Origin of the sequence: Sneathiella chungangensis (assembly GCF_009882935.1) — a bacterium.
Classification (GTDB): domain Bacteria; phylum Pseudomonadota; class Alphaproteobacteria; order Sneathiellales; family Sneathiellaceae; genus Sneathiella; species Sneathiella chungangensis.
The window spans coordinates 201,186-225,735 of record NZ_WTVA01000001.1; the positions used below are offsets into that span (position 1 = coordinate 201,186).

The following is a 24,550-nucleotide window of genomic DNA, read 5'->3' on the forward strand; positions in this document are numbered from 1 at the left end:
TCAATTTCTCCGGGAATTGTAGCATTTGCAATAGCTAGTCAGTCGAGAGGGTTAAAGGTATGAATAGCAACGGCATCTCAACCGCTGACCAGAACAGAGCCTTGGCGGCCAGTACATTGTCCTTCACCGTCTGCTTTGCGGTCTGGACGATCTTTTCAATTATCGGCATCCGGATCAAATCGGAACTGGGCCTGTCGGACACGCAGTTCGGCATCCTGGTGGCGACCCCCATATTGACCGGGTCCATCAGCCGCATCTTTCTCGGTATCTGGACCGACCAGTATGGCGGACGTATCGTTTATACGCTGCAAATGCTGCTGACGGCTTTCGCCGCCTACCTGCTGACGCTGGTCACTACCTATGAAATGTTTCTCGTTGCGGCGCTTGGCGTCGGACTTGCGGGCGGCAGTTTCGCGGTCGGCGTCGCCTATGTCGCGAAATGGTATCCGAAAGAGAGGCAGGGGACGGCGCTCGGCATCTTCGGCATGGGCAATGTCGGGGCGGCGGTGACCAATTTCGGCGCGCCGTTCCTGCTGATCCTAGTCGGCGGGCAATGGCAGGGCGTCGCGCAGATTTACGCCGTCGTGATGGCAATTGCCGCCGTGCTGTTCTTCCTGTTCACGAAGGAGGATCCCGATGTCGCCGCGCGTAAAAAGGCGGGGCAAAAACACACCTCCTTCCTGGCGCAGCTGGATCCTTTGAAAAATCTCCAGGTCTGGCGGTTCTCGCTATATTATTTCTTCGTCTTCGGTGCCTTCGTCGCGCTGGCGCTCTGGCTGCCGCGCTATTATGTCGGCGCCTATGGCCTGGACCTGAAAACAGCCGGTCTGCTGGCCGCGGCCTATGCGTTACCGGGATCGATTTTTCGCGCCCTGGGCGGATGGATATCCGATAAACTGGGCGCCCGAACGGTGATGTACTGGACGTTCATCGCCAGTGTCGCCTGTACCTTCATTCTCTCATACCCCTCGACAGATTATACGGTGGCGGGGATTGACGGGCCGATCAGTTTCAATATCACCATTCCGCTCTGGCTGTTTGTCGGCCTGACCATCATTCTCGGATTTTTCATGTCCTTGGGGAAGGCCGCCGTCTACAAGCATATCCCGACCTATTACCCGGGACATGTCGGCTCGGTCGGCGGTATCGTCGGCCTGATCGGCGGACTTGGCGGCTTTGTGCTGCCCATTTCCTTCGGCTTCATGAATGACGTCACCGGCGTCTGGACCAGCTGCTTCATGCTGCTGACCATCCTCATCGGGATCGCCCTGACCTGGATGCATTTCACCGTCCGCAGGCTGGAAGGAAAGCGGGTTCCGGATTTGCGCAGGCCGCACGATTTGCCGGAATTCGAGAGCCTGCGCGATTTGCGGGGATGGAATCCGGACGATCCGGTTCAATGGGCCACCGACGGGAAATCCATCGCCACCCGCAACCTGTGGATATCGATCCCGGCGCTGCTCTGCGGATTTGCCGTCTGGCTTTACTGGGGCATTATCAGCGTGCAGATGATGAACCTGGGTTTCCCCTTCACCCAGAGCCAGCTCTTCACATTGACCGCAATTGCGGGCCTGTCCGGGGCGACTTTGCGTATTCCCAGCTCATTCTTCATCCGGATTGGTGGCGGACGGTATACGACCTTTTTTACGACCGTTCTTTTGATCATTCCCGCCCTCGGCGCCGGAATCCTGCTTCAGGATATCAACTCACCCCTCTGGCAGTTCCAGCTCATGGCCCTGCTGAGCGGTCTCGGCGGCGGTAATTTCGCCTCCTCCATGTCCAATATCAGCTTCTTTTATCCGAAGAAAATTCAGGGCTATGCCCTCGGCATGAATGCCGGCATCGGAAACTTCGGCGTTACCACCATGCAAATACTTGTGCCGTTGGTGATGACATTCGCCATGTTCGGCGGCGAGCCGATGGTCCTGCAGGCGTCCTCTGGTACATTGATCGGCAAAATCCCCGCTGGCACGGAGACCTACATACAGAATGCCGGTTTCGTCTGGCTGATTTTCCTCATTCCGCTGGCCGTCGTCGTATGGTTCGGGATGAACAATATCCGCGATGAGCATGTCTCTCCGGACGCGAGTTCCGCCTTTGGCTCATTCCTGAAAATCGGCGGCATGTTGCTCGTTGGATTGGTGACGTCGGTATTCGGATTATGGCTGCTGTTGCCTAGCGATGCGGGCGGATCCGGCTTGGAGCTCTCCAAATGGCTGGTGCTGCCCATCGTGATTGTGCTCACGCTGATGCTGCTGCGGCTGATCCCCGGCACGATCCAGACAAACCTGAAACGGCAGTTCAAGATTTTCAGGAACAAGCATACCTGGGCCATGACTGTCATCTACACCATGACCTTCGGGAGTTTTATCGGCTTTTCCGCGGCGCTGCCGCTGGCCATCAAGGTCATATTCGGCTTCCAGCATGGCATGGTGGACGGGGTCATGACCCATGATGTCGCCAATCCGAATGGGCCGAGCGCGCTTACCTATGCCTGGATGGGACCGTTTATCGGTGCCCTTATCCGGCCCGTCGGGGGCAAGCTCGCCGACCGGTTCGGTGGCGCGCTGGTGACGCAAATCATCAGTGTCGTGATGGTCCTGTCCGCCCTCGGCGTCGCCTATTTCATGAGCGCGGCCTACGGATCAACGACGCCCGAAGCCTACTTCTTCCCGTTCCTGATCCTGTTCCTTGTTCTGTTTGCCGCAACCGGCATCGGTAACGGATCGACCTTCCGCACCATCGCAATTGTTTTCGACAAGGAGCAGGCGGGGCCGGTTCTTGGCTGGACATCGGCGATTGCGGCCTACGGCGCCTTCATCATTCCCCAGGTTTTCGGGGAACAGATCAAGTTGACGACGCCGGAATATGCCCTTTACGGCTTCGCCGTCTTCTATGGCGTCTGTATCGCAATCAACTGGTGGTTCTACCTCCGCAAGAACGCCTATGTGATGAACCCTTAAAAATATCGACCTGGGAGTAATTTGATGAGCAACCTGATAGACCGGTTCACCTATTTCACCGCCAGACCGGAAAAATTCTCCGGCGGTCACGGTATCACGACGGAGGAAAACCGGGACTGGGAGCAGGCCTATCGCGGCCGCTGGGCCCATGACAAGATCGTTCGCTCAACCCATGGGGTGAACTGCACGGGCTCCTGTTCCTGGAAAATCTACGTCAAGAACGGTCTCGTCACCTGGGAAACCCAGCAGACGGATTATCCCCGGACCCGGCCGGATTTGCCGAACCATGAGCCGCGCGGCTGTTCACGCGGGGCCAGCTACAGCTGGTATCTCTATAGCGCCGCGCGCCTGAAATATCCGCTCATCCGAAGCCGCCTCGTCAAGCTCTGGCGGCAGGCGAAAAAGGACCATGCCGATCCGGTCGATGCCTGGGCGAGCATCGCGTCCGATCCGGCCAAGATGCGCGAATACAAGGAAATACGCGGGCGAGGGGGGTTTGTCCGCGCCGACTGGGAAGAGGTCAACGAGATCATCGCGGCGGCGAATATCTATACGGCGAAGGAATACGGACCGGACCGGGTCATCGGCTTTTCCCCGATCCCGGCGATGTCGATGGTCTCCTACGCCGCGGGCAGCCGCTATCTCTCGCTCATCGGCGGTGTCTGCATGAGCTTTTACGACTGGTACTGCGACCTGCCGCCAAGTTCGCCGCAGACATGGGGAGAGCAGACGGACGTGCCCGAGAGCGCGGACTGGTACAATTCGGGCTATATCATCGCCTGGGGCTCGAACGTGCCGCAGACGCGCACGCCGGATGCGCATTTTTTCACCGAAGTTCGCTATAAGGGGACCAAGACTGTTTCGGTCACACCCGATTATTCGGAGGTCGCCAAACTGACCGATCTCTGGCTGAACCCGAGGCAGGGGACAGACAGCGCCATGGCCATGGCCATGGGGCATGTGATCCTGAAGGAATTCCACCTTACCGGTAAATCCACCTATTTCCGCGACTATTGCCGCCAGTACACCGATATGCCGTTCCTTGTCCGGCTCGAAAAGCAGGGCGAGCGGTATGTCGCCGGGCGGACCTTGCGGGCGAGCGAGCTTACCGGTCAACTCGGCGAGAGCGAAAATACCGACTGGAAGCCCGTTCTTTTCGACAGCATATCAAAAAGTCTCAAAGTGCCGAACGGCACCGTCGGATCGCGCTGGGACAAAAGCGCCAAATGGAATCTGGAGATGAAGGACGCCCGCGACGGCAGCGACATCTCTCCGGAAATGACCTTTATTGACGACAAGGACGAGGTCGTTACTGTCGGCTTTCCCTATTTCGGCAACCTCGAGAACGAGCAGCCTATCTTCAAATCCTCAACCCATGAAGGCATCCTGGATCGGAACGTTCCGTCAAAGAAAATCATGACGGAAGAGGGCGAGGTGCTGGTCGCCACCGTGTTTGACCTGATGGTCGCGAATTACGGGATTGATCGGGGTCTCGGCGGCGCGAATGTCGCGAACTCCTTCGATGAGGATATTCCCTACACCCCCGCCTGGCAGGAGCATTTCACCGGCGTTCCGGCGGCAAAGGTCATCAAGGTGGCCCGCGAGTTTGCGGATAATGCCGACAAAACCCATGGCCGCTCCATGGTCATCCTCGGGGCGGGGGTCAATCACTGGTACCATATGGACATGATCTATCGCGGGATCATGAATATGCTGATCATGTGCGGCTGCATCGGACAGTCTGGAGGGGGCTGGTCGCATTATGTCGGGCAGGAAAAACTCCGCCCGCAAACCGGCTGGCAACCGCTCGCCTTCGGCCTCGACTGGAGCCGCCCGCCGCGCCATATGAATTCCACCAGCTTCTTCTACAATCATTCGGACCAGTGGCGGTATGAGAAGCTGAATCTGGACGAAATCCTGTCGCCGACGGCGGATAGGGAAAAGTGGAAAGACCTCTCGCTGATCGACTGCAACGTCCGCTCCGAGCGGATGGGCTGGCTTCCGTCCGCCCCTCAGCTTAGCCAGAACCCGCTGGAGCTCGCGCGCGAAGCTGACGCCGCCGGGATCTCCGGCGCGGATCATGTGGTGAATAAGCTGAAATCCGGCGATTTGCAGTTCGCCTGTGAGGATCCGGACAATCCGAAAAACTTCCCGCGCAACCTGTTCGTCTGGCGCTCCAACCTGCTGGGATCGTCCGGCAAGGGCCATGAATATATGCTCAAGCACCTGCTCGGCACCAATCATGGCGTGCTGGGCAAGGATCTCGGGGAAGACGGGGCGCAAAAGCCCTCCGAAGTCGTCTGGCATGATGAGGCGCCGGAAGGCAAGCTCGATCTCGTCGTGACGCTCGATTTCCGGATGTCCACGACCTGCATCTATTCGGATATTGTGCTGCCGAGCGCGACCTGGTACGAGAAGAACGACCTCAATACCTCGGACATGCACCCCTTCATCCATCCCCTAAGTTGCGCCGTCGATCCGGCGTGGGAAAGCCGGAGCGACTGGGAAATCTACAAGGGGCTGGCGAAGGCCTATTCGGATCTTTGCCCCGGTCATCTCGGCGTGGAAAAGGATATTGTTTCCTTGCCGATCCTCCATGATACGCCGGCGGAACTCGCGCAGGCGATGGACGTCAAGGACTGGAAGAAAGGGGAGGTCGAGCCGGTTCCCGGAAAAACTCTCCCGAACCTGATCACGGTCGAGCGGGATTACCCGAACACTTATCAGCGTTTTACATCGATCGGACCGCTGCTCGAAAAGCTCGGTAACGGCGGCAAGGGAATTACCTGGAATACGGAGGCGGAAGTGGCCTTCCTCGGCCTGCTCAACGGCACGCATTTCAACGGCAGCAATACGGACCGGCCGAAACTGGAGACGGATATTGATGCGGCCGAAATGATCCTCTCCCTCGCGCCGGAGACCAACGGACAGGTGGCCGTCAAGGCATGGGAGGCGCTGGGGCTGGCGACGGGTCGCGATCACACCCACCTTGCCCGGCCGAAGGAGGATGAGAAGCTCCGCTTTCGCGATCTGCAAGCGCAGCCGCGCAAGATCATTTCCTCCCCCACCTGGTCGGGTCTTGAGGATGAGCATGTCAGCTATAATGCCGGCTACACCAATGTCCATGAACTGATCCCCTGGCGCACCCTTACGGGGCGACAGCAATTCTATCAGGATCATGAATGGATGCGCGATTTCGGGGAGGGGTTCTGCCTCTACAAGGGACCGGTCAACACCAAGACCCTCGCGCCGGTCGCCCGCCACGGAAACGGCGACAAGCAGGTCGCGCTCAACTGGATCACGCCGCATCAGAAATGGGGTATCCATTCGACCTACTCGGACAATCTTCTTATGCTGACCTTAAACCGCGGCGGGCCCGTCGTCTGGATCAGCGAAAAGGACGCAAGAAAGATCGAGGTCAAGGATAACGACTGGCTTGAGCTTTATAACGCGAACGGCGCCATTGTCGCGCGCGCGGTTGTCTCCCAGCGCGTGCCGGAAGGCATGACGATGATGTATCACGCGCAGGAGAAAACCATCAATACGCCGAAATCGCCGACAACCGGGGCAAGGGGCGGCATCCATAACTCGGTGACCCGGGCGGTGGTCAAGCCGACCCATATGATCGGCGGCTATGCGCAGTTGTCCTACGGGTTCAACTACTACGGCACCGTCGGATCGAACCGGGATGAATTCGTCATGGTCCGGAAAATCGAAAATGTTGATTTTGGGGATGAAAATCCCGTCACCGAAGCGGCCGAATAGGAGAGTGAAATGAAAGTACGTGCTCAAATCGGCATGGTCCTGAACCTGGATAAATGTATCGGATGCCATACCTGCTCGGTCACCTGCAAGAATGTCTGGACGAGCCGGGCAGGGGTGGAATATGCCTGGTTCAACAATGTTGAGACAAAACCGGGCGTCGGCTATCCGCGCAACTGGGAGGACCAGAAGCAATGGAACGGTGGCTGGACGCGCAAATCGAACGGCAAGATCCAGCCGAAAATGGGCGGGAAATTCCGCCTGCTCTCGAAGATCTTCGCCAATCCGGACCTGCCCGAGATCGACGATTATTACGAGCCCTTCACCTTCGATTACGCGCACCTGCAAACATCGGGGGAAGCGAAGGACATGCCGACGGCGCGGGCACATTCGGCGATTACCGGGGAGCGGATGGAAAAGCCGGAATGGGGCCCAAACTGGGAGGAAATCCTCGGCGGCGAGTTCGAGAAGCGCAGCCAGGATTATAACTTCAAGGACATCGAGAAGGAGATGTATGGAGAGTTCGAAAATACCTTCATGATGTATCTTCCGAGGCTTTGTGAGCATTGCCTGAACCCGGCCTGTGTCGCGTCCTGTCCCTCCGGCGCGATCTACAAACGGGAAGAGGATGGCATCGTCCTGATCGATCAGGATAAATGCCGCGGCTGGCGGATGTGCGTGTCCGGCTGTCCGTACAAGAAGATCTATTTCAACTGGCAGTCCGGAAAATCAGAGAAATGCACCTTCTGCTATCCAAGAATAGAAAATGGCGAACCCACCGTCTGCAGCGAGACCTGCGTTGGCCGTATCCGCTATCTCGGCGTGATCCTTTATGATGCCGACCGGATCGAGGAGGCGGCGAGCGTCAAGGACGAGAAGGACCTCTACGAGGCGCAGATCGATATCTTCCTCAACCCCAACGATCCCGAGGTGATTGCCGCGGCCAAACGCGATGGCGTGCCGGACAGCTGGCTTGCCGCCGCGAAGAAATCGCCCGTCTATAAAATGGCGATGGAGTGGAAGGTCGCCTTTCCGCTGCATCCGGAATACCGCACCCTGCCGATGGTCTGGTATATCCCGCCGCTGAGCCCGATCCAGAGCCGCTGGGAAGACGGCCAGCTGGAAACCGACGGGGTGATCCCGGACGTCAGCAAGCTGCGCATCCCGATCAAATATCTCGCCAACCTGCTGACGGCGGGCAAGGAACAGCCGGTGACCCATGCACTTGAACGCATGCTGGCGATGCGCGCCTATATGCGCACGAAGCATGTCGAGGGGGCGCCGGACCAGGGCATTCTCGATCATGTCGGTCTCGACAAGCCGACGGTCGAGGACATGTACCAGATCATGGCGATCGCCAATTACGAGGACCGCTATGTGATCCCGACCAATCACCGCGAATATGCGGGCAAGACGCCTTTCGACAATGAAATCGCCTTTGCCTCCCGCTCCGAATGCGGCTTCACCTTCGGCGATGGATGTTCCGGCGGCGCACCGAAGAAAAGCCTGTTCGGAACCCGCACCCATGCCAACACCCTCAACGGCCAAATCCGGAGGCAGAAATGAAAAGCTTCAAAATACTGGGATTACTGCTCAGCTATCCTACCGCCGAGCTCCAGCAGGACATGGACGATCTGATTGCGGTCATCCGGCGGGAAAATATTCTGCCGACGAAGCTTGAAAAACAGCTGATTACCTTTATGGAACAGCTAGCCAAGCGCAACCTTTTGACGGCGCAGGAGGATTATGTGTCGCTCTTCGATCGTGGCCGCGGAAACTCCCTCTATCTGTTCGAGCATATTCACGGCGAAAGCCGTGACCGCGGGCAGGCGATGGTCGATCTGATCGATCATTACCGGGAGAAGGGGCTCGCGCTCAACGCCAGGGAACTTCCCGACTATCTGCCGCTGTTCCTCGAATTCCTGTCGATCTGCGCGCCGTCGGAAGCGCAGGAAACTCTAGGAGAGGTCGTGCATATCATCGCGGCGATCGGCGCCAAGCTTAAAAAGCGGGACTCCGGCTACAGCGTCGTCTTCGAGGCCCTCGCCAGATTGACAGATGCCCGGATCGATGAGGAATTCGTGCGCCAGGCATTGATCGAGGAAGCAGCGCGCGATGACAGCCTCGAGGCGCTCGACAAGGAATGGGACGAGGCGCCGGCGTTCGACGGGATCGGCGATTCCGCCTGCAACACCTGCGCCGCCGCCCAGCCCCTTGAGTTCGGGGCAACCCAGCAATCAACCGGCCAACTCAATAGGAGCGGACAATGAGCTATTATCTAAACGAACTCCTGTTCGGCATCTATCCCTATATCGCTATACTCGTGATGGTACTCGGCTGTATTCTCCGCTATGACCAGAACCCCTACAGCTGGAAAGCGGACAGCTCGCAACTGCTCAGGAGCAAGGGCATGCGCTGGGGCAGCAATCTGTTCCATATCGGCATCATCCTGCTGTTTTTCGGCCATCTGGTCGGCCTGCTGACACCGGAGGCGGTTTATCATCTGGTGATGAGCGCCGCCGTGAAGCAAAAACTGGCAATGATCGCCGGCGGCATTTTCGGGGTGATGTGTTTCATTGGCCTCACCATTCTCCTGTGGCGGCGTATCACGGATCCCCGGATACGGGCGACCAGCAAGTTCGCCGATATCCTGATCCTCGTCATTCTGTACCTGCAGCTGATCCTCGGTCTTGCGACCATACCGGCCTCCGCCCAGCATCCGGACGGCAGCAGCATGATCGCGCTCGCCAACTGGGCGCAGCATATCGTTACCTTCCGAGGCGGGGCGGCCGATTTCGTGAGGGGAGAGGCCTTTATCTTCAAGGCCCATATCTTCCTTGGCCTGACGATCTTCCTGATCTTCCCCTTCACGCGCCTTGTGCATGTGTTCAGCGCGCCGGTGAAATATATCCTGCGGCCGGGATATCAGATCGTCCGTAAAAGGGGGTAGCCATGCCGGTTTATGTAAACGATACCGAAATTGACGACAACACCGTCTTCTCCGAGATGCAGTATCATTCGGCACGGAGCATGGAGGAGGCGCGGGATGCGGCGGCCCGGGCCCTTGTGGTAAAGGAGCTCTTGCGACAGGAGGCGGTCCGGCAGGGACTGAGCGATCCCGATGAACCGGGCGAGGCGCTTGAAGCCTCCCTGATGCAACTCATCGAGCGCGAAGTCGTCGCGCCGGCGGCTACCACCGACGCCTGCCGCGCCTATTATGAGCAAAACCTGCAACGGTTTCGTGCCTCCGATGCCAGCAGCGCCATCCTACCCTTTGAGATGGTGGAGGAGAAGATACGCGATTATCTGCATACGAGGAGCATTCGCGAAGGCATCCGCTCCTATATCCTCCATCTCGCCGAATCCGCCCGCATTTCCGGTTTCGACCTGACGGCGTCCCTGTGACCGGAAGAGGGGAGATTGATGGACAGCTATCGGGAACTGATCGAGGGGTACAAGTCGTTTCGGCATAGGTATCTGCGGCAGGATTTCGATGCCTATCAGCGCTGGGCCGCGACCACGCAACGCCCGCGAACCATGATCATCGGCTGCAGCGATTGCCGGGTCAATCCGTCCATCCTCACCCATGCGGGCCTTGGCGATATCTTTGCCGCCAATAATGTCGCGAACATCGTCCCGCCCTTCGAGACGGGACGGCATTCACATCTCTCCATCGGCGCGGCGGTTCAGTTCGCCGTCACCCGTCTCGAAGTCGAGCATATCATCATCATGGCCCATAGCGGCTGCGGCGGGGTGAGGGCGCTGATGTCCCTTGGCGAGGCGGCGGAGGATACGCCGGCGGACGATTATATCCAGGGCTGGGTCAATATCATCCGCGAGGCGAAGGACGCGGTGCTGTCATCGATGGCCCACCGCGATCTCGAGGAGCAATGCAAGGTCTGCGAGATGGAGGGCGCGCTCGTCTCGCTCGCCAATCTGATGCAGTATCCCTATGTGCGCGCGGCACTGGAAAAGGGGACGCTGGACCTCCACGCCTGGTATTTCCATATCGAAAGCGGGGAGCTGCTCAGCTACAATTTCGAAAAGGGCCGCTATCTCCGCCTCGTCCGCCCGCATTAGCCCCGGCGCCGGAATCGGAAGCCCTTTGCCGGCCCTCCGGCATCAGCCCCGATGTTCCGCCTTGCTGTCGGTCGGCGCTTCGTCCCGCTCGAACATCCCGTAATCGCGGATGACGCTGGCGATGCGGATGCGGTAGTCCCGGAAAATATCCGCGCGGCCCTTGGCCTGGGCGCTGCGGTGCGCGGAAATATTGCGCCATTGCTCGACTGCCGCCTCGTCGCGAAAGAAGGAAATCGAGAGAATTTTCGTCTCGTCCGTCAGGCTTTGAAACCGTTCAACCGATATAAATCCGTCGATCTTTTCAAGCGTCGGGCGCAGGCTCGCCGCGATATCCAGATATTGCTGTTTGTGTTTTTCGTGCGGATACACTTCAAAAATAACGGCAATCATTGTGCTGATCCTTTATTTTGGAACGGGGGATGAGATTGGACTAAATGGCTGATTTCCTATTGTTTTGTGCTGGTTTCGGGAAACCGGTTCCGGGTGCGGTTGGTCAATGCGACGAGGGAGAGCATCACCGGAACCTCGACCAGTACGCCGACGACGGTGGCCAGCGCCGCTCCCGAATTCAGGCCAAACAGGCTAATCGCCACGGCGACCGCCAGTTCGAAGAAATTGGACGTGCCGATCATCGCGCAGGGCGCCGCGATCCGGTGCGGAACTTTAAGAAAAAATGCCGCCGCATAGGCAATTGCGAAAATGCCATAGCTCTGGATCAGGATCGGGACGGCGATCAGGCCAATCGTTAGCGGACGCTCGATGATGACATTGCCCTGCAGGCCGAACAGGATGACGACGGTCGCAATCAGGCCGATGACGGACAAGGGCTTGACCCGCGCCTTGAAGGACTCGATCCGTGCCGGGGTCTGAAGCCATCGCCGGGTCGCCAGGCCGGCAGTAAGGGGCAGAACGACATAGAGAACCGTCGCCAGGACCAGCGTTTCCCAGGGAACGGAGATATCCGCAACGCCGAGCAGAAACGCGACGATGGGCGCGAAGGCGAAGACCATGATAAGGTCGTTAACCGACACCTGAACCAGAGTATAGGTTTCATCGCCGCGCGTCAGTTGCGACCATACGAACACCATCGCCGTGCAGGGGGCCGCGCCGAGAAGAATGAGGCCCGCGATATATTGCGCCGCGTCGTCCGGGGCGATCAACGAGGCGAAAAGATACTCAAAGAAGAGAACGGCGAGCAGCGCCATGGTGAAAGGCTTGATCAGCCAGTTCACGACCAAGGTTATCAGCAGGCCTTTGGGTTGCCGGGCGATACCGCTGACGGCGCCAAAATCGACGCCCACCATCATGGGGTAGACCATGGCCCAGATCAAAACGGCGACGACAAGGTTGATCGAGGCGATTTCCGCCGTCGCGATGGCCTCCATCAAACCGGGGAGGAAATTGCCGAGCGTCACGCCGACGATGATCGCCAGGAGGACCCACAGGCTCAGCCAGCGTTCGAAGATGCCAAGGGCGGAACTGCGGGATCCGATTGTATTCGTCATCAGTCAACCTGAAAAATAGATATGCAAGCATTGCCGTGAACCGGCGGGCGGAAAAGATATTCCTGCGGCACGATTAATAATACAAGCACCACCGCCTTTGTCGACGAAAAGGAGCCTGTCCGCGCATTTTTCATCCGCGAATTGATCCGCAGGAAACCAATAACTACCCGTCAGCGGGCTATAGACTGAAGAAAATATGGGGGAGGTGGGGGAGAAACCGCCGCGTTTTTTTTCGATGTAATCATATCAAGGGGTTAGAGCTACACTGCCTCCTTGCAAAGCTGAATCCTGTGCCGGTTTTCTGTCCAAGCCAGTGGATTTGCGCTTAAGTGGAAAAACCTAAATTACGAGGAAATCTCAAATATAATTTTCGTTTAACAAGTATTTCCGCACATTTAATCTTGGTGAATTGGAGAAAAACTTTGATTAAGCCGTTGATTACGCGCGCCTAACCTTAAAAAAACATAGTAAAATTAGATCATTAAGTTTGCCAAAAATATCTTCATATGAATATATTATCGAAAATGGGATTGGCTTATGCGCCTTCCATTCAAAAATATTGAGGGGGGGCAGGGTATGGAAGTACCTTCAGCCAGACCTGCGATGTCAGGGCTGTCCTTCGCCACGTTGAGCGGAAGACAAGGACGCATTGGAGAATTACTTGGAGCTGGTGGACAGGGCGAGGTTTACCATGTCGTCGTTGATGGCCTGCCTTTCGCCCTGAAATGGTATCACCAACACTACACGGAAATTGATACAGGACTAAGGTTGCGGCTGGAACGCGGCGTGAGGCGTGGTGCGCCGACAAACGATTTTCTTTGGCCCCTTGACCTTGTTGAAGTTCCGGGAAATAGCAGCTTTGGCTATATAATGCCATTGCGGAAAAGCGACTTCAGAGGCATCCGCGACCTGATCGCGCCACCGCCGCATCGACTTGAGCTTACGCTTGCCAGCAGAATTCGTCTCTGCCAACAACTGGCCCATAGTTTCTTCGAGCTCCACGCCGGAGGGTTCTGTTATCAGGACATCAATTTTGGCAATATTTTTGTGAATCCGGATACGGCGCGTATTCTCATCTGCGATAATGATAATGTGAATATAGATGGCGCCGACGCGAGCATTTACGGCACGCGTAAATTCATGGCGCCGGAAGTCGTTCGCCGGGAATCCCTGCCAAATAGCCGCACCGACCTGTTCTCAATGGCCGTGTTGTTTTTTTATACGATATTCGGCTGGCATCCGCTTGATGGCCGCAGAGAAAATGACATCAGCGTCTTGAACGCCGATTCAGAAATGTCACTTTACGGCACCAAGCCGATTTTCCTGTTCGACCCGGATACAGATGAAAACGGCCCCGTTGAGGGTGTGCATGACTGGATCGTTGCACGGTGGCACAGTTTGCCCCGGGCCTTGCGACAGCTTTTCATCCGTTCCTTTACGGACGGGCTTCATGATCCGGCTTCGCGCGTGCTTGAAACCGAATGGATGAATGTTTTAAACCTCATACCGGATTCAATTCACATTTGTCACGATTGCGGTTTTGAGCATGTGATTTCACTAGTGAAAAATCAGCCCGCGGCATCCGGTGAATGCCTTTGTTGCGGAGAAATTCTGGAGTTTTCCCCGGTGCTAGTACTGGGATCTCACATCCTTACCATGAGCATCGGGCAAGAAATTCGCGGCGAACAGGTCAATTATACGAAGGATGCGGCCGCCGTTGCGGCGAAAGTTGAGGCACATCCCACTCGAGCGAACCTGATCGGCCTGCGCAATATGACTAATGCTCCTTGGCGGGCGTCACTCCCGGAGGGCACGTCACATCTTGTGCCACCGGGACAAGCCGTCCGCATTGCGCCCGGCACCACCATAGAATTTGGTACAGCCGTCGGAAACATAATTGAGGTCAATAAACTGGAGCTTACTTCATGAGTTCTGATTATCCGAACTGGAAGATAGCTGGCGCCTCAGTGAGAGGGGCGGCGCATTCGCGTTCCGGCCTTCCCAATCAGGATGCGGTTAGGTTCCTGCCGGATACGGGGGCAGGGGCCCGAATAGTCGCCGCGGTTTCGGACGGTCATGGATCCGCGCCCCATTTCCGCTCGTCGACCGGCGCCCGGTTTGCGACACAAGGGGCCACCGATATCTTGGCATGGCATCTTGACACTCAGGAAGATGACGAAATCGAGGGGGCTCTGGTCGGTGAAATTATTTCCCACTGGCAAACATCGGTGATCGCTGATCTGCAAGCGAATCCAATTTCTGAAGAAGACAACATCTATCCCGGTCGTTCGGCGTATACGCCTTATGGCGCAACACTTATTACAGTAGCGGCGGACGAAAACATCGCAATCCTGCTGCAGATCGGCGACGGAGATTTACTGCTCGGCTACGCTGACGGCAGCATAGAGCGTCCACTACGTGACGACGAAGGTCTGCACGGAGAAGAAACCTACTCTCTATGCCAAGATGATGCCGGCCAGTATTTCAGGGTCGCCACAATGTGGAATCAGGGGGATCATCACTGGCCTGACTTCATAATTCTTGCAACTGACGGCGTCGCCAAATCATTCCGCGATAACGATGGATTCGAAGAAGCCATAAAACATTTGCGCACACTTGCGCATGACAATTGGGACGAAACGATAGAAGCACTTCCATCCTGGTTGGAAGAAGTCTCCCGCAACGGCAGTGGGGATGACAGCACGATTTGTATTGCCATCCGCACTGATACCAACATGCCCAGAAAGGAATAAGAATAACTATGGCCAAGAAAAAGAAGCCTGTTATGCCGACGGTGCCCCGCGATCATGACGACGCAAGTCTTTCGGAACTGGTTCCATTTCGCTCCAAAAATATAAAAATATTCAAGAGCCCGTTATTCCTGCTTACCATTCTGCTCGCAATTGGCGTGCCGTTTTTGTTCGCGGCAATGGGCAGTGCTCTTGGAAACCCGGATGATCAGCAGCGGTTCGGTGCCTTGGTTACGATCAACCTGATTATCTGTTTCTTCGTCGTCATGCTGTTTCAGTTGATGATATTCTTCTATTCCAGAACATCGCGACCCATCTGGACATATATGTACCCGTTTGCCGCTGTTTGTGTGATCATGATGACCCCTCTGATCATGCCGTACTTCTTTGTTTTCCGAACAATTCTTCCGGGCAACATCGGCATGGGGGCAAATTCAAATTTTATCATGACATTCATTGGAATGTTTTTTGGCGCCGGCCTGATGGAAGAACTGTTGAAGGCCACGCCCATCCTGTTTGGCGCCTGGTGGACACTCAAGGCGGAGTCGAAGCCGGATCTGAAGGAAAATTTCTTCTGGAAGATTATTCATGTGCGCGGGCCATTGGACGGCGCACTTATGGGAATTTTTGCAGGGGGCGCTTTTACATTTATTGAAACCGGCACGCAATATGTTCCCAATATGGTCCAGGATATTACGAAAGAGACGGGTGATCTTTCACTGGGTATGGCCGGGGGATTGCTACTTCTTATGCCACGGGTCCTCGGTTCTCTGGTGGGGCACATGGCCTATGCCGGAATTGCCGGATATTTCATCGGCCTGGCTGTCATTCGTCCAAAGCAGATGTGGAAATTGCTGGGAATAGGGTGGCTCGCCGCCTCAATTATCCACGCCTTATGGAACAGCGTTTCCGTTATCTCTCCGATGCTAAACTATGTCATTGCAGGGATATCCGCTGTCGGGCTGGTTGCCGCAATTCTAAAGGCTCGCCATATTGACGCGAAAGAAGCGGGCCGCGCTGCGGAAAGTTTCGGATCCATCGTTGTCGAAAATGACCACAAGCCAAAAGCGAAACCGGCCACAACCGCATCACCGCCGCCTGCACAGGCCACGGCAGCTCCGGCTCCGGCTCCGGCTCCGGCGGCCGCGCCAACGGTTGCGAAGGCAGAAATACTGATGCTCGATATAGAGGGGCTGCAAATTCCGCTCAGGGCCAATAGTGCCTTCGATCTGGGGAGTGAACCCGCGCTCAACGGGCGTGGTGCCGGCGTTACCGCTGCCGTTGTGCCCCATCCCACACGGAAAAATGTTATCGGGCTTCGAAACAGCGGCGCCTCTGCCTGGTCTGCGACTTTACGCGATGGCAGCACGCAGATGATCGAAATTAATCAAAACATCCGTCTGGCACCCGGCGTTACAATTGATTTCGGCGGTAACTTGATCGGTACTGTCGTGGGACTGGGGTAGTAATGGCCAAGAAAATTCCACTCGATCCCGCCGCAATCGCTCGGCGGCAACTGCAAATACTGCTGGCGGTCGACTGCTCCGGATCGATGCAGGGCGACCGGATTGCGTCCCTGAATTACGCGATGCGAACCGCTTTACCGGAGTTGAGAAGCGTCGCGGCGGATAATCCTGAAGTCGACGTTAGAATGAGCGTATTGCGGTTTGCCTCTACAGCCGAATGGCAAATAGAAGCCCCGGAACCTGTCGAGAACATTCAATGGACAGACCTGACGGCGGAAGGCGAGACCCATTTGGGCGATGCGCTAAGGCTTTTGGCCGACAGGCTGACCCCGGCGGCCATGCCGGGACGCCAGCTTCCTCCAATACTGGTGCTGGCCTCCGATGGATATCCGACGGACGATTTCGAATCTGGGTTTGACGCGTTCTTTGCGGCTGAACTCACATCGTCGGCGATCCGGCTGGCGATAGCAATAGGATCCGATGCCGATAATGAAATACTTGGCCGCTTTATCCGCCATCCGGAACTAAAACCCTTGAAGGCGAATAATGCAACTGACCTTGTAAAGTATATCAAATGGGCGACTACCGCCCCGGTGAAAGCCGCATCATCGCCAACGAATTCACCCGACCCACTCAAAGCGTTCGCTCAGGAAATTGATGAAAATCAGCCCGTAACGAGCGATATCATCTGGTAAGAGGAAACATTCATGTCCGTTGAAGACCGCTTATATACACTTGTGGACCAGTGCCGGCAGCAGCAGGGTGATGGTTTCCTCCAGTCTCCCGCCCTTCTTGTGCCCCGCCTCAGCAGTCAGGCGCCAGATTTGCACGCCGAAATAAAGGCATTGTCCGCGGCATTTGCCATGAATGCCGCCGGTCGCATTGCTGGCGCTGGCGATAGCGCTGCTGAAACCGAGCAGATCCGAAATGAAATCGCCGTAAATGAAAAATTGTCGGCAGGCGTTGTTGAGACAGCGTTAAATGTCGCAAAAAGAATAGGGTCTCTGGCACCGACAGCCAGTGGCGCGACAGCACCAGCAAGCGATGAATGGGCCGGGGATTCTGTGGTTGTCGGCGGCCCCGCACCACAGCAACATCAACAACCGCATACTGGTCAGACGGGCCCGCAGGCACAAGGTCAGCATGAAGACGATGACGAGGAGGAGGAAGAAAAACCTCCGATATGGAAGGACAAGCGTGTAATTGCAGGCGCTGCGATTGCTGTAGTGGCCTTACTCTACTTTTCGCAGCAGCAGGGGGGAGGGCAGCAACCGGTGCCGCAACCTGCCCCGCAGCCCGCCCCGCAACCCGCGCCACAGCCAATGCCGCAACCTGGGCCTCAGCCGGCGCCGCAACCGGCGCCCCAACCGGGACCGCAGCCAGTTCCCCAGCCGTCCGGACAGCAAACACTCCCGTTGCTTCAGCCTCCGAATGGCCAATTGCCGACCATACAAGCTCAGCAAATGCAGAACGGAAATCTTGGCATTACCTTCTCCATTACAACACAAGTTGGCGCTGCTCCGGCCATGGTCGTGCTGCCCGCCGGGGGCTGGGATATGGGCGAAGGCTTTTTTGGTGTATGGCGTCCCGGTGCCGATGCTAACTCAACTCCTCCCGACAGCCTGGGCGGCGGTATATTTATGCCCTACAATCCGAATGGTACGCCGATACGGGCCCTTTTACCCTTATGGCAGCGCGACAACATCGGCTTGGGAAATATCTGTGTCGCATTCATGGGGTCAATGGGACAGGATGTACAATTATCCGGGTCGACCATGTGCATAATGGATGGAAATTGCGAACAAGCCGCAGCCTGTGGCCGGATACAATAAGAAATGACTGGAAATATCTCTACATATGATTCACTCGCCGAGGTTTTGAAGGCTCTTGTTGAACGCTTCGGCAGTGATATTTTCAATGATCGAAGACGATTGATATCGCTCCTCGCGGACCATCTGCCGGACGCCAAGCGAGAACTGCGCGTTGTGCGGTCTGCCGTGGATGAAGGCGTGCCCGCTGCGCTTGTCAGTACCGAGCGTCATCTTTCCGGACTTGAAATGGACCGTCAGGCCGGCCGCCTGGAATCCGGCACCGGACTTCGTATTGATATTGCCCGGCAGATCGTCCGGGCGTTCGCTTATTCCCTTGGTCTTGGCCCGTTGCCGTCGGTATATGAAACGCCGTCATCAGATGCCGAAAAGCCACCACAGGCGTCAGAGGACACTTGGGCAGGCCTTTCACAACCAGTGCAGCCGGAGACGGGGAGACAAACAAACGTTGTTTCCCCTGAGAACACCAGAACGAACAATGCGAAAAAGGAAGCGACAAAAAAAGCGGCAAACACCATCACCATCGGCCAGTTTTCGCTGGATCGAAAATATGCGGCGATTGCCGTCGTAGTCGTTGCCGTTGTCATATTTGGCTTGCAGGATCAATTCGGCGGTGATGACGTCATTCCATCTCCCGATAATAATGAGCCAGTCGTCGTGCATAACAATCCTGTCAATACCACGGGCTATGCCAACGAATTGGCAGACTGGGGCGTGCCGGCTAAATCAACTCTTGAAAACAATGTTGGATCCGCAACGCCCATTTCAATTCCTGTCGGGCGACGCGTGACGACCGGCGAGGTCCAGAACATGATCGCGCAGGACGCATCAATTCAGCTGATTGATGTATTGGCGAATTCCCATGGATCGACAATAAAAAATGCAGTCCATATACCCTCTGGGGGGTATGGCGGCACCTTCAACGATAACGCCCAGCAGAATTTTGTGGCGTCGCTCCGGTCGTTATTTGGAGGTAGAACATCCGTCCCTATAATCTTCTTTTGTGCCGGGTCTGAATGTTGGGAATCTTATAACGCGGTGCTGCGCGCCAATGCTGCAGGCTACACCAATCTATACTGGTACCGCGGAGGTTTAGCCTCCTGGAGTGCCGCAGGACTGCCGATGCAGCCAACGCCGCCCCCTCGGTAATTCATGCGTTCCATAAAATGGCGGTGCATCAGGGAGAAACCGCCGCGTTTTTCCGATGTAATTATATCAAGGGGTTAGAGCTACACTGCCTCCTTGCAATGCAGAATCCTGTACCAGTTTTTTGTATCAGTCCAATGGATTTGCAATTGATTGCAAATGTCGTTGGTTTCGTTTTAGATTGATAGCTTCTCAAGAAAATTCCCCGTACATCCGAACTTAAACCTCTTAAGGCAGAGGTCACACGTTCGAATCGCATCCGATGCATTAATCTTTTCAATTACTTAGAATAAAATTTAACATGCTTTTCTAACACTGGATCACCCAACGATCACCGGCTAATCGTAAATCCAATATTATAACCCAGATTTCCTGTTGGTATATTCAGAGAATAGATATTGCCACATAATATAAATTTAATCCAAGAGGATAGATGAAGAGTCTCTACGATAGAAAGAATACTATATTTTTAAATCACCAATCCTCCGTTCGCGTCAAATGTCGTCATTTTTCGCGGGCAATTGTGCTAAATTTATGCCTTGGGCAATTGTCTCGCGTGCCCACTTTGCAACTAAAGTCTCAGAAATGCTTTTGCATTTTTGTATAACCAAAGATCGGCTATTTCGGGGTTCATCGGCAGCGCCAGAATTTCTTCGATACATCTTCCAACAGGCTGCATCGGATAAGCAGAGCCGAATATCATCCGGTCCTTCAGCACTGTTTTTCCATACTGTAGCAATGGGCCATAGCCGGACTCTGCGACGCCCAGAAGACGAGGGCGAACAGCGACGAGGCCTATCCACAAGTTAGGTTGGCGCCAGGCAACCGATAACAACTCCAATACCCATGGCCAACCGGGAGGAGAAGCACAAACTCTTAACTCTGGAAAATCACACATCACGCGGTCCAACATTTCAGGACGTCCAAATTCCGGCGAACTTTTTAACGAAAAGTTGACGCCCACATGAATATTTACCGGGATGTCGAGTTCTACGCATTTCGCGTAAACCGGATACATTTTGCGGTCATCAATTGCCAACTGGTTTTCAAAGCATTGGAGGTTTAACCCCTGTAGCCCGAGCTCGCGCACGGCATATTCCAGCTCACGTACGGCGACCATACCCTTGTTGGGATCGACGCCTGCGAAACCAATGAAGCGATCACCATTACTATTGCAAAATTCCGCAACGTCTTCGTTCCGCACGCGGCCGCCAAAGGTGGTTTCCACGTCGCGCGCCTTTATGACGACATGTTCTATGTCTTGAGTGTCGCATTCCTTGAGATAGTTCTCAAGATTAGCCTCAGGCGTATGACGGCCCGACGCTTTCTCGCTGGAGGCATAGACACGTCTGTAATTTTCCAGATGCTCTTGTGACGTCAGCTTTAATTGCGGAACAGGCGGCGTTGCGCCGTAATCTATTATCATATCAGGACCTTTTTTATCGCCACACATCATCGACACGGTCAAAACTGCCAAGCCGGTGGTCTTTACGGTAAGCTGCAAGCTCTGACTTCGCTATTTTGAGAGACGTCGTATGAGGCATGGTGGGAATAAATTCAAGATAACGCGGGATTTTAAAAGTTGCGAGACGCTCACCAGTGAACTCAAATATACCCCTAATTATTTCATCGTTTGGTTTTATACCGTCGCGTAAAACAATATAGGCTTTCACTTCTTCACCGCGGATCGGATCCGGAACCGGAATTAGGGCGGCCTCAACCACCTCATCAATTTCCCTCAGGACACCCTCAACTTCGCGACAGGCAATATTCTCGCCGCTACGCCGGATCATGTCTTTCTTCCGACCAACAATAAAATGATTTCCGATTGCATCTTTATGGAAAAGGTCACCAGTGTGGAACCAGCCATCTTTAAGTGACTGCATCGTTGCTTCGGCGTTGCGGTAATATCCCTGGAAGATACCAGGTCCCTTTATCAATAGTTCCCCGATTTCGCCATCTGCAACGTCTTTTCCGGTTTCATCGACGATCCGCGTTTCCCGAAAAGGAGATGGACGGCCGCAGCTGCCTGAACCGACCATTTCGACGGCCTCCATGGGCATGAACATGCCGGAGCCTATCTCTGTCATTCCAAAAGCTTCCCGAGCGATCAAACCGTACCGCTTTTCCAATGCCGCATGTGCTGACGCCCGTAAACCGTAAATATTGGCCCGCACGACCTTGTTTTGATTATCATGTTCGGCCAGTGGTTGTTTTGCTACCGCTTCGGGAAAAAGACAAAATTCGATTTTATACTGTGAAAGCCATTTGGAAAATTTGCTGGTGCTTTGACGGCGGCCCACGAAAAGTGTAGCTCTCTGGAACATTGCCATTAATAGCAGCCATTGTGGGTCCATATAGGTAAACGGCGTGACAGAGAGTATTCGTCGGAACCGCCGCCCGTCCCGCCACGCATTGACGATGCCCGCGGTTAGCCAATAGCGATGCGAGAGCATGCAACCTTTGGGAAACCCCGTCGTACCAGATGTAAATTGAATATTCATCAGATCATCTAGATCTGTCGCCGGCACTGGACATTTTCCAGGGTCAGCATGGGATACATTCGCGTGCCAAAAATCGGTATTTCCACCAATGAAGAAAATGCGGTCAGAAGGCATAGCGTCGGTCATTTCACCGCTAATTGACGACCTCAGGTCATTGTGGATGAACAAATAGGTCGCCTCGGAGTTTTCAATGACGTATCTCAGCTCTCTTGGACTATAACGAATATTAACGGGCACCATTACTGCACCAAGTCGAGCGAGTGCGAGCCAGATTATTGGCATTTCCAATATATTAGGCAGCATCACTGCAACATGCGTCCCTTTTCCAATACCGAGTTCTGCCAAAGCGGCACCTGCCTGCATTGATGCGCTGCGAACTTCAGAATAGGTTCGCGTAATACCATCGTCGAAAAAATTCAGAAGACACTTGTCCCCTGAATCAATAGCTGCCTGATCGAGAAGATCGCTTATGGACTTTGGCAGCTCTGCTTTTTCGATGGTCGCGCGCCGCTCCTCTGCGGTTTGGTCCGGGGTAGTAACGGGAACAGGTGTCATGTAAAACTCGGCTGCATTTTGGTTTATAGTTATGGGTCATAATCATTGCTTACCTACTTCCTTTCTACTGAATGAGCGTCGGACTCGACAAATATCAATTTGGCCCGAATTTATAACCAAGGAGAATAAAACCTCTCTTCATGATCCTTCATTAGCGTCACATTCTTTTCAGTGCACCAAGTTAAATTGCCAAAATCAATGTAAGAAGTAAGGCGATTGGAAATAGCGCCACATTGCCACCGTTCCCGAACACATAACCTGAAGGAATAAATTATATCCAAAATGAAATTTGACTGACCGAGGAGTTGGGTGATCTATTTACAAATTAAAAAAGCGTGCGCACCGAACCAAGTTTTGCCCAGACAAAAGTTACAATGGCAAAATAATTCTCTCCGCTCTTCGTAGTTTCTTCGCAGAACAGAGAAAAGTATTCAGTGATAGTAACGTTGTAATAACAAAATGGATGGTCACCAGCGACCGCCCAAAATTGCGGTAAAAAACGGGAAGACAGAACAATGCCATCAACGAAAGCACCAATCTGGCAACAAAGTGCAACAGAAATTGCCAAGTCTGTAACAAACCGCGAACTCACGGCTTATGAAGTAACTGAGGCGGTTTTGGCTCGTATTGCGGAAGTTGATAACAAAATTAATGCTTATGCATGCGTCGATGCACCGGGCGCACTGGCGGCCGCGAAAGAACTGGACGCCACTATCGCAGACGGAAAAATGCCGGGGCCATTGGCGGGGGTTCCATTCTCCGTTAAGGATCTGGTAATTACCAAGGGCGTTGAAACGGCCTTCGGGTCCCATATTTTTGCGGGCAATATCCCCGATGTAGATGCAGAAGCAGTGGCACGGTTACGCCGAGCGGGCGCAATTTTAGTCGGCAAGTCCAATACACCGGAATTTGGTATTAAGGCCCTTACCAACAATCCTCGCCACGGATATACACGAAACCCATGGAAAACAGATCGATCCCCGGGCGGCTCAAGTGGCGGCGCGACTTGCGCCGTGGCGGCGGGTATGGGCCCGATCGCCGTTACAACGGACGGGGCCGGTTCATCCCGTATCCCGGCCGCCGTTTGCGGTGTATTAGGTCTGAAACCTACACTTGGCCGAATTCCCAATGAAACAGCAATCGAGCTGTTTTCAAGTTTCGTAAACCTCGGCATTAGCTCTAGGACGACGGATGATCTGGCGCTCGGCCTGACCGTAATGTGCGGTGAATATGAATTGGATCCCTGGTCCATAAAAATTCCGCAGGAAGAATTCAAAGTCTCTGACAACGGGGACATGAGTATGAAAGGGCTAAAGGTATTAACATTCCGCAAGATGGGAAATCGTCTGCTGGACAATGATGTCGAAGCTCTCTTCAATGCTCAGCTTGACAGGCTTCGCGAGCAGGGCGCGACAATCGACGACGGCTCGGATGATTTTGATTGGGATAAGCTACCCCAGATGGCCGCAATGAGGTCATATCAGCATGCACGGCTCAGTCATTATCTGGATGAACATCGTGATATTATGGATCCCATCCTTGTCGATGCTCTTGAGGAAGGGGCAAAACAGAATCTTCTTGATGTACAGAGCGCGCCGGCAAAACGTTCTGACCTTTTTAGAAGAGTTCAGAGCTTGTTCTCTACCTATGATGTGATCGCCACACCAACAGTTTCTGCGCCGCCACCCTATTATGATCACACTCAGAACGATCCAATCTATATCAATAATGAGTTAGCGGGACCATTACGCGCAAATTGGTACGGATATACGGGTACCTTCAATCATACCGGTCATCCGGCAATCAATATTCCAATGGGCTTCACTTCTGACGGGCTGCCGTCGGGTCTGCATGTGGTTGGTCGCTGGTTTGATGAACAGCGTTTACTCGATATTGCAAACACCCTTTCAAAGCTTGCGCCTTGGCACAATGAATGGCCGACGTTGTGACGACTCACGCATATGCCCGTAACCCCTAAGGTGGAGGCGTT

18 protein-coding genes are annotated in these 24,550 nt (G+C 54.7%); 14 read left to right on the forward strand and 4 right to left on the reverse strand.

From position 1 onward, the window contains the following. The first annotated feature begins 59 nt into the window (after positions 1-59). From GQF03_RS00975 to GQF03_RS01005, 7 genes are read left to right on the forward strand one after another with little or no spacing between them, the layout of a single operon-like run. Positions 60-2,963: a nitrate/nitrite transporter gene (locus GQF03_RS00975; RefSeq protein WP_161337320.1), complete on the forward strand. Its 2,904-nt coding sequence runs from the start codon at positions 60-62 to the stop codon at positions 2,961-2,963. A 24-nt stretch (positions 2,964-2,987) separates the two neighbouring features. Beyond that, complete coding sequence (locus tag GQF03_RS00980) at positions 2,988-6,728, forward strand: nitrate reductase subunit alpha (protein WP_161337321.1); 3,741 nt, start codon at positions 2,988-2,990, stop codon at positions 6,726-6,728. Between the two features lie 9 nt (positions 6,729-6,737). After that, positions 6,738-8,291 carry a nitrate reductase subunit beta gene (gene narH, locus GQF03_RS00985; RefSeq protein ID WP_161337322.1) on the forward strand — a complete coding sequence of 518 codons (1,554 nt, stop codon included), beginning with the start codon at positions 6,738-6,740 and terminating at the stop codon, positions 8,289-8,291. Next, the gene (narJ, locus tag GQF03_RS00990; RefSeq protein WP_161337323.1) at positions 8,288-8,995 is read left to right on the forward strand and encodes a nitrate reductase molybdenum cofactor assembly chaperone; all 708 of its coding nucleotides are present in this window, start codon (positions 8,288-8,290) and stop codon (positions 8,993-8,995) included. Before narH ends, narJ begins: the two co-directional genes overlap by 4 nt. After that, the gene (narI, locus tag GQF03_RS00995; protein ID WP_161337324.1) at positions 8,992-9,675 is read left to right on the forward strand and encodes a respiratory nitrate reductase subunit gamma; all 684 of its coding nucleotides are present in this window, start codon (positions 8,992-8,994) and stop codon (positions 9,673-9,675) included. The genes narJ and narI overlap by 4 nt, the downstream gene beginning before the upstream one ends. A gap of 2 nt (positions 9,676-9,677) precedes the next feature. Further along, positions 9,678-10,130: a hypothetical protein gene (locus tag GQF03_RS01000; RefSeq protein WP_161337325.1), complete on the forward strand. Its 453-nt coding sequence runs from the start codon at positions 9,678-9,680 to the stop codon at positions 10,128-10,130. An 18-nt stretch (positions 10,131-10,148) separates the two neighbouring features. Then, the gene (locus GQF03_RS01005; RefSeq protein WP_161337326.1) at positions 10,149-10,805 is read left to right on the forward strand and encodes a carbonic anhydrase; all 657 of its coding nucleotides are present in this window, start codon (positions 10,149-10,151) and stop codon (positions 10,803-10,805) included. Positions 10,806-10,847: 42 nt separating this feature from the next. On the opposite strand, the gene GQF03_RS01010 is transcribed toward GQF03_RS01005, so the two are convergent. Both GQF03_RS01010 and arsB read right to left on the reverse strand, forming a co-directional pair. Then, the gene (locus GQF03_RS01010) at positions 10,848-11,195 is read right to left on the reverse strand and encodes an antibiotic biosynthesis monooxygenase family protein (RefSeq protein WP_161337327.1); all 348 of its coding nucleotides are present in this window, start codon (positions 11,193-11,195) and stop codon (positions 10,848-10,850) included. Between the two features lie 56 nt (positions 11,196-11,251). Next, a complete protein-coding gene (gene arsB, locus GQF03_RS01015; protein WP_161337328.1) occupies positions 11,252-12,310 on the reverse strand; it encodes an ACR3 family arsenite efflux transporter in 1,059 nt (352 codons plus the stop codon). A gap of 576 nt (positions 12,311-12,886) precedes the next feature. Here arsB and GQF03_RS01020 point away from each other — a divergent pair. From GQF03_RS01020 to GQF03_RS01045, 6 genes are read left to right on the forward strand one after another with little or no spacing between them, the layout of a single operon-like run. Further along, a complete protein-coding gene (locus GQF03_RS01020; protein WP_161337329.1) occupies positions 12,887-14,239 on the forward strand; it encodes a serine/threonine protein kinase in 1,353 nt (450 codons plus the stop codon). Further along, positions 14,236-15,063, forward strand: coding sequence for a PP2C family serine/threonine-protein phosphatase (locus GQF03_RS01025; protein ID WP_161337330.1), 828 nt, complete (start codon positions 14,236-14,238; stop codon positions 15,061-15,063). Before GQF03_RS01020 ends, GQF03_RS01025 begins: the two co-directional genes overlap by 4 nt. Before the next feature lie 8 nt (positions 15,064-15,071). Continuing rightward, complete coding sequence (locus GQF03_RS01030; protein WP_161337331.1) at positions 15,072-16,526, forward strand: PrsW family intramembrane metalloprotease; 1,455 nt, start codon at positions 15,072-15,074, stop codon at positions 16,524-16,526. A 2-nt stretch (positions 16,527-16,528) separates the two neighbouring features. Then, complete coding sequence (locus GQF03_RS01035) at positions 16,529-17,221, forward strand: vWA domain-containing protein (protein ID WP_161337332.1); 693 nt, start codon at positions 16,529-16,531, stop codon at positions 17,219-17,221. Positions 17,222-17,233: 12 nt separating this feature from the next. Further along, a complete protein-coding gene (locus GQF03_RS18720; protein ID WP_194237073.1) occupies positions 17,234-18,358 on the forward strand; it encodes a hypothetical protein in 1,125 nt (374 codons plus the stop codon). Positions 18,359-18,361: 3 nt separating this feature from the next. After that, entirely contained in the window at positions 18,362-19,504 is a 1,143-nt protein-coding gene (locus GQF03_RS01045) for a rhodanese-like domain-containing protein (RefSeq protein ID WP_161337333.1), read from the forward strand. Between the two features lie 568 nt (positions 19,505-20,072). Here the strand turns inward: GQF03_RS01045 and GQF03_RS01050 are convergent. Both GQF03_RS01050 and GQF03_RS01055 read right to left on the reverse strand, forming a co-directional pair. Then, positions 20,073-20,978, reverse strand: a complete 906-nt coding sequence (locus GQF03_RS01050) for an amidohydrolase family protein (RefSeq protein WP_206673070.1) — start codon at positions 20,976-20,978, stop codon at positions 20,073-20,075. Beyond that, complete coding sequence (locus tag GQF03_RS01055) at positions 20,941-22,560, reverse strand: class I adenylate-forming enzyme family protein (RefSeq protein ID WP_161337334.1); 1,620 nt, start codon at positions 22,558-22,560, stop codon at positions 20,941-20,943. The genes GQF03_RS01050 and GQF03_RS01055 overlap by 38 nt, the downstream gene beginning before the upstream one ends. A gap of 515 nt (positions 22,561-23,075) precedes the next feature. Between GQF03_RS01055 and GQF03_RS01060 the strand changes: the two genes are divergently transcribed. Continuing rightward, complete coding sequence (locus GQF03_RS01060; RefSeq protein ID WP_161337335.1) at positions 23,076-24,509, forward strand: amidase; 1,434 nt, start codon at positions 23,076-23,078, stop codon at positions 24,507-24,509. Positions 24,510-24,550: the final 41 nt, after the last annotated feature.

Coding starts and splice junctions, on each gene's coding strand:
- GQF03_RS01005 (WP_161337326.1), top strand. CDS start 10,149: ATGGACAGCTATCGGGAACTGATCGAGGGGTACAAGTCGTTTCGGCAT.
- GQF03_RS01030 (WP_161337331.1), top strand. CDS start 15,072: ATGGCCAAGAAAAAGAAGCCTGTTATGCCGACGGTGCCCCGCGATCAT.
- GQF03_RS01055 (WP_161337334.1), bottom strand. CDS start 22,560: ATGACACCTGTTCCCGTTACTACCCCGGACCAAACCGCAGAGGAGCGG.
- GQF03_RS18720 (WP_194237073.1), top strand. CDS start 17,234: ATGTCCGTTGAAGACCGCTTATATACACTTGTGGACCAGTGCCGGCAG.
- narJ (WP_161337323.1), top strand. CDS start 8,288: ATGAAAAGCTTCAAAATACTGGGATTACTGCTCAGCTATCCTACCGCC.
- arsB (WP_161337328.1), bottom strand. CDS start 12,310: ATGACGAATACAATCGGATCCCGCAGTTCCGCCCTTGGCATCTTCGAA.
- GQF03_RS01045 (WP_161337333.1), top strand. CDS start 18,362: ATGACTGGAAATATCTCTACATATGATTCACTCGCCGAGGTTTTGAAG.
- GQF03_RS01010 (WP_161337327.1), bottom strand. CDS start 11,195: ATGATTGCCGTTATTTTTGAAGTGTATCCGCACGAAAAACACAAACAG.
- narI (WP_161337324.1), top strand. CDS start 8,992: ATGAGCTATTATCTAAACGAACTCCTGTTCGGCATCTATCCCTATATC.
- narH (WP_161337322.1), top strand. CDS start 6,738: ATGAAAGTACGTGCTCAAATCGGCATGGTCCTGAACCTGGATAAATGT.
- GQF03_RS00980 (WP_161337321.1), top strand. CDS start 2,988: ATGAGCAACCTGATAGACCGGTTCACCTATTTCACCGCCAGACCGGAA.
- GQF03_RS01035 (WP_161337332.1), top strand. CDS start 16,529: ATGGCCAAGAAAATTCCACTCGATCCCGCCGCAATCGCTCGGCGGCAA.
- GQF03_RS01060 (WP_161337335.1), top strand. CDS start 23,076: ATGCCATCAACGAAAGCACCAATCTGGCAACAAAGTGCAACAGAAATT.
- GQF03_RS01000 (WP_161337325.1), top strand. CDS start 9,678: ATGCCGGTTTATGTAAACGATACCGAAATTGACGACAACACCGTCTTC.
- GQF03_RS01025 (WP_161337330.1), top strand. CDS start 14,236: ATGAGTTCTGATTATCCGAACTGGAAGATAGCTGGCGCCTCAGTGAGA.
- GQF03_RS01020 (WP_161337329.1), top strand. CDS start 12,887: ATGGAAGTACCTTCAGCCAGACCTGCGATGTCAGGGCTGTCCTTCGCC.
- GQF03_RS00975 (WP_161337320.1), top strand. CDS start 60: ATGAATAGCAACGGCATCTCAACCGCTGACCAGAACAGAGCCTTGGCG.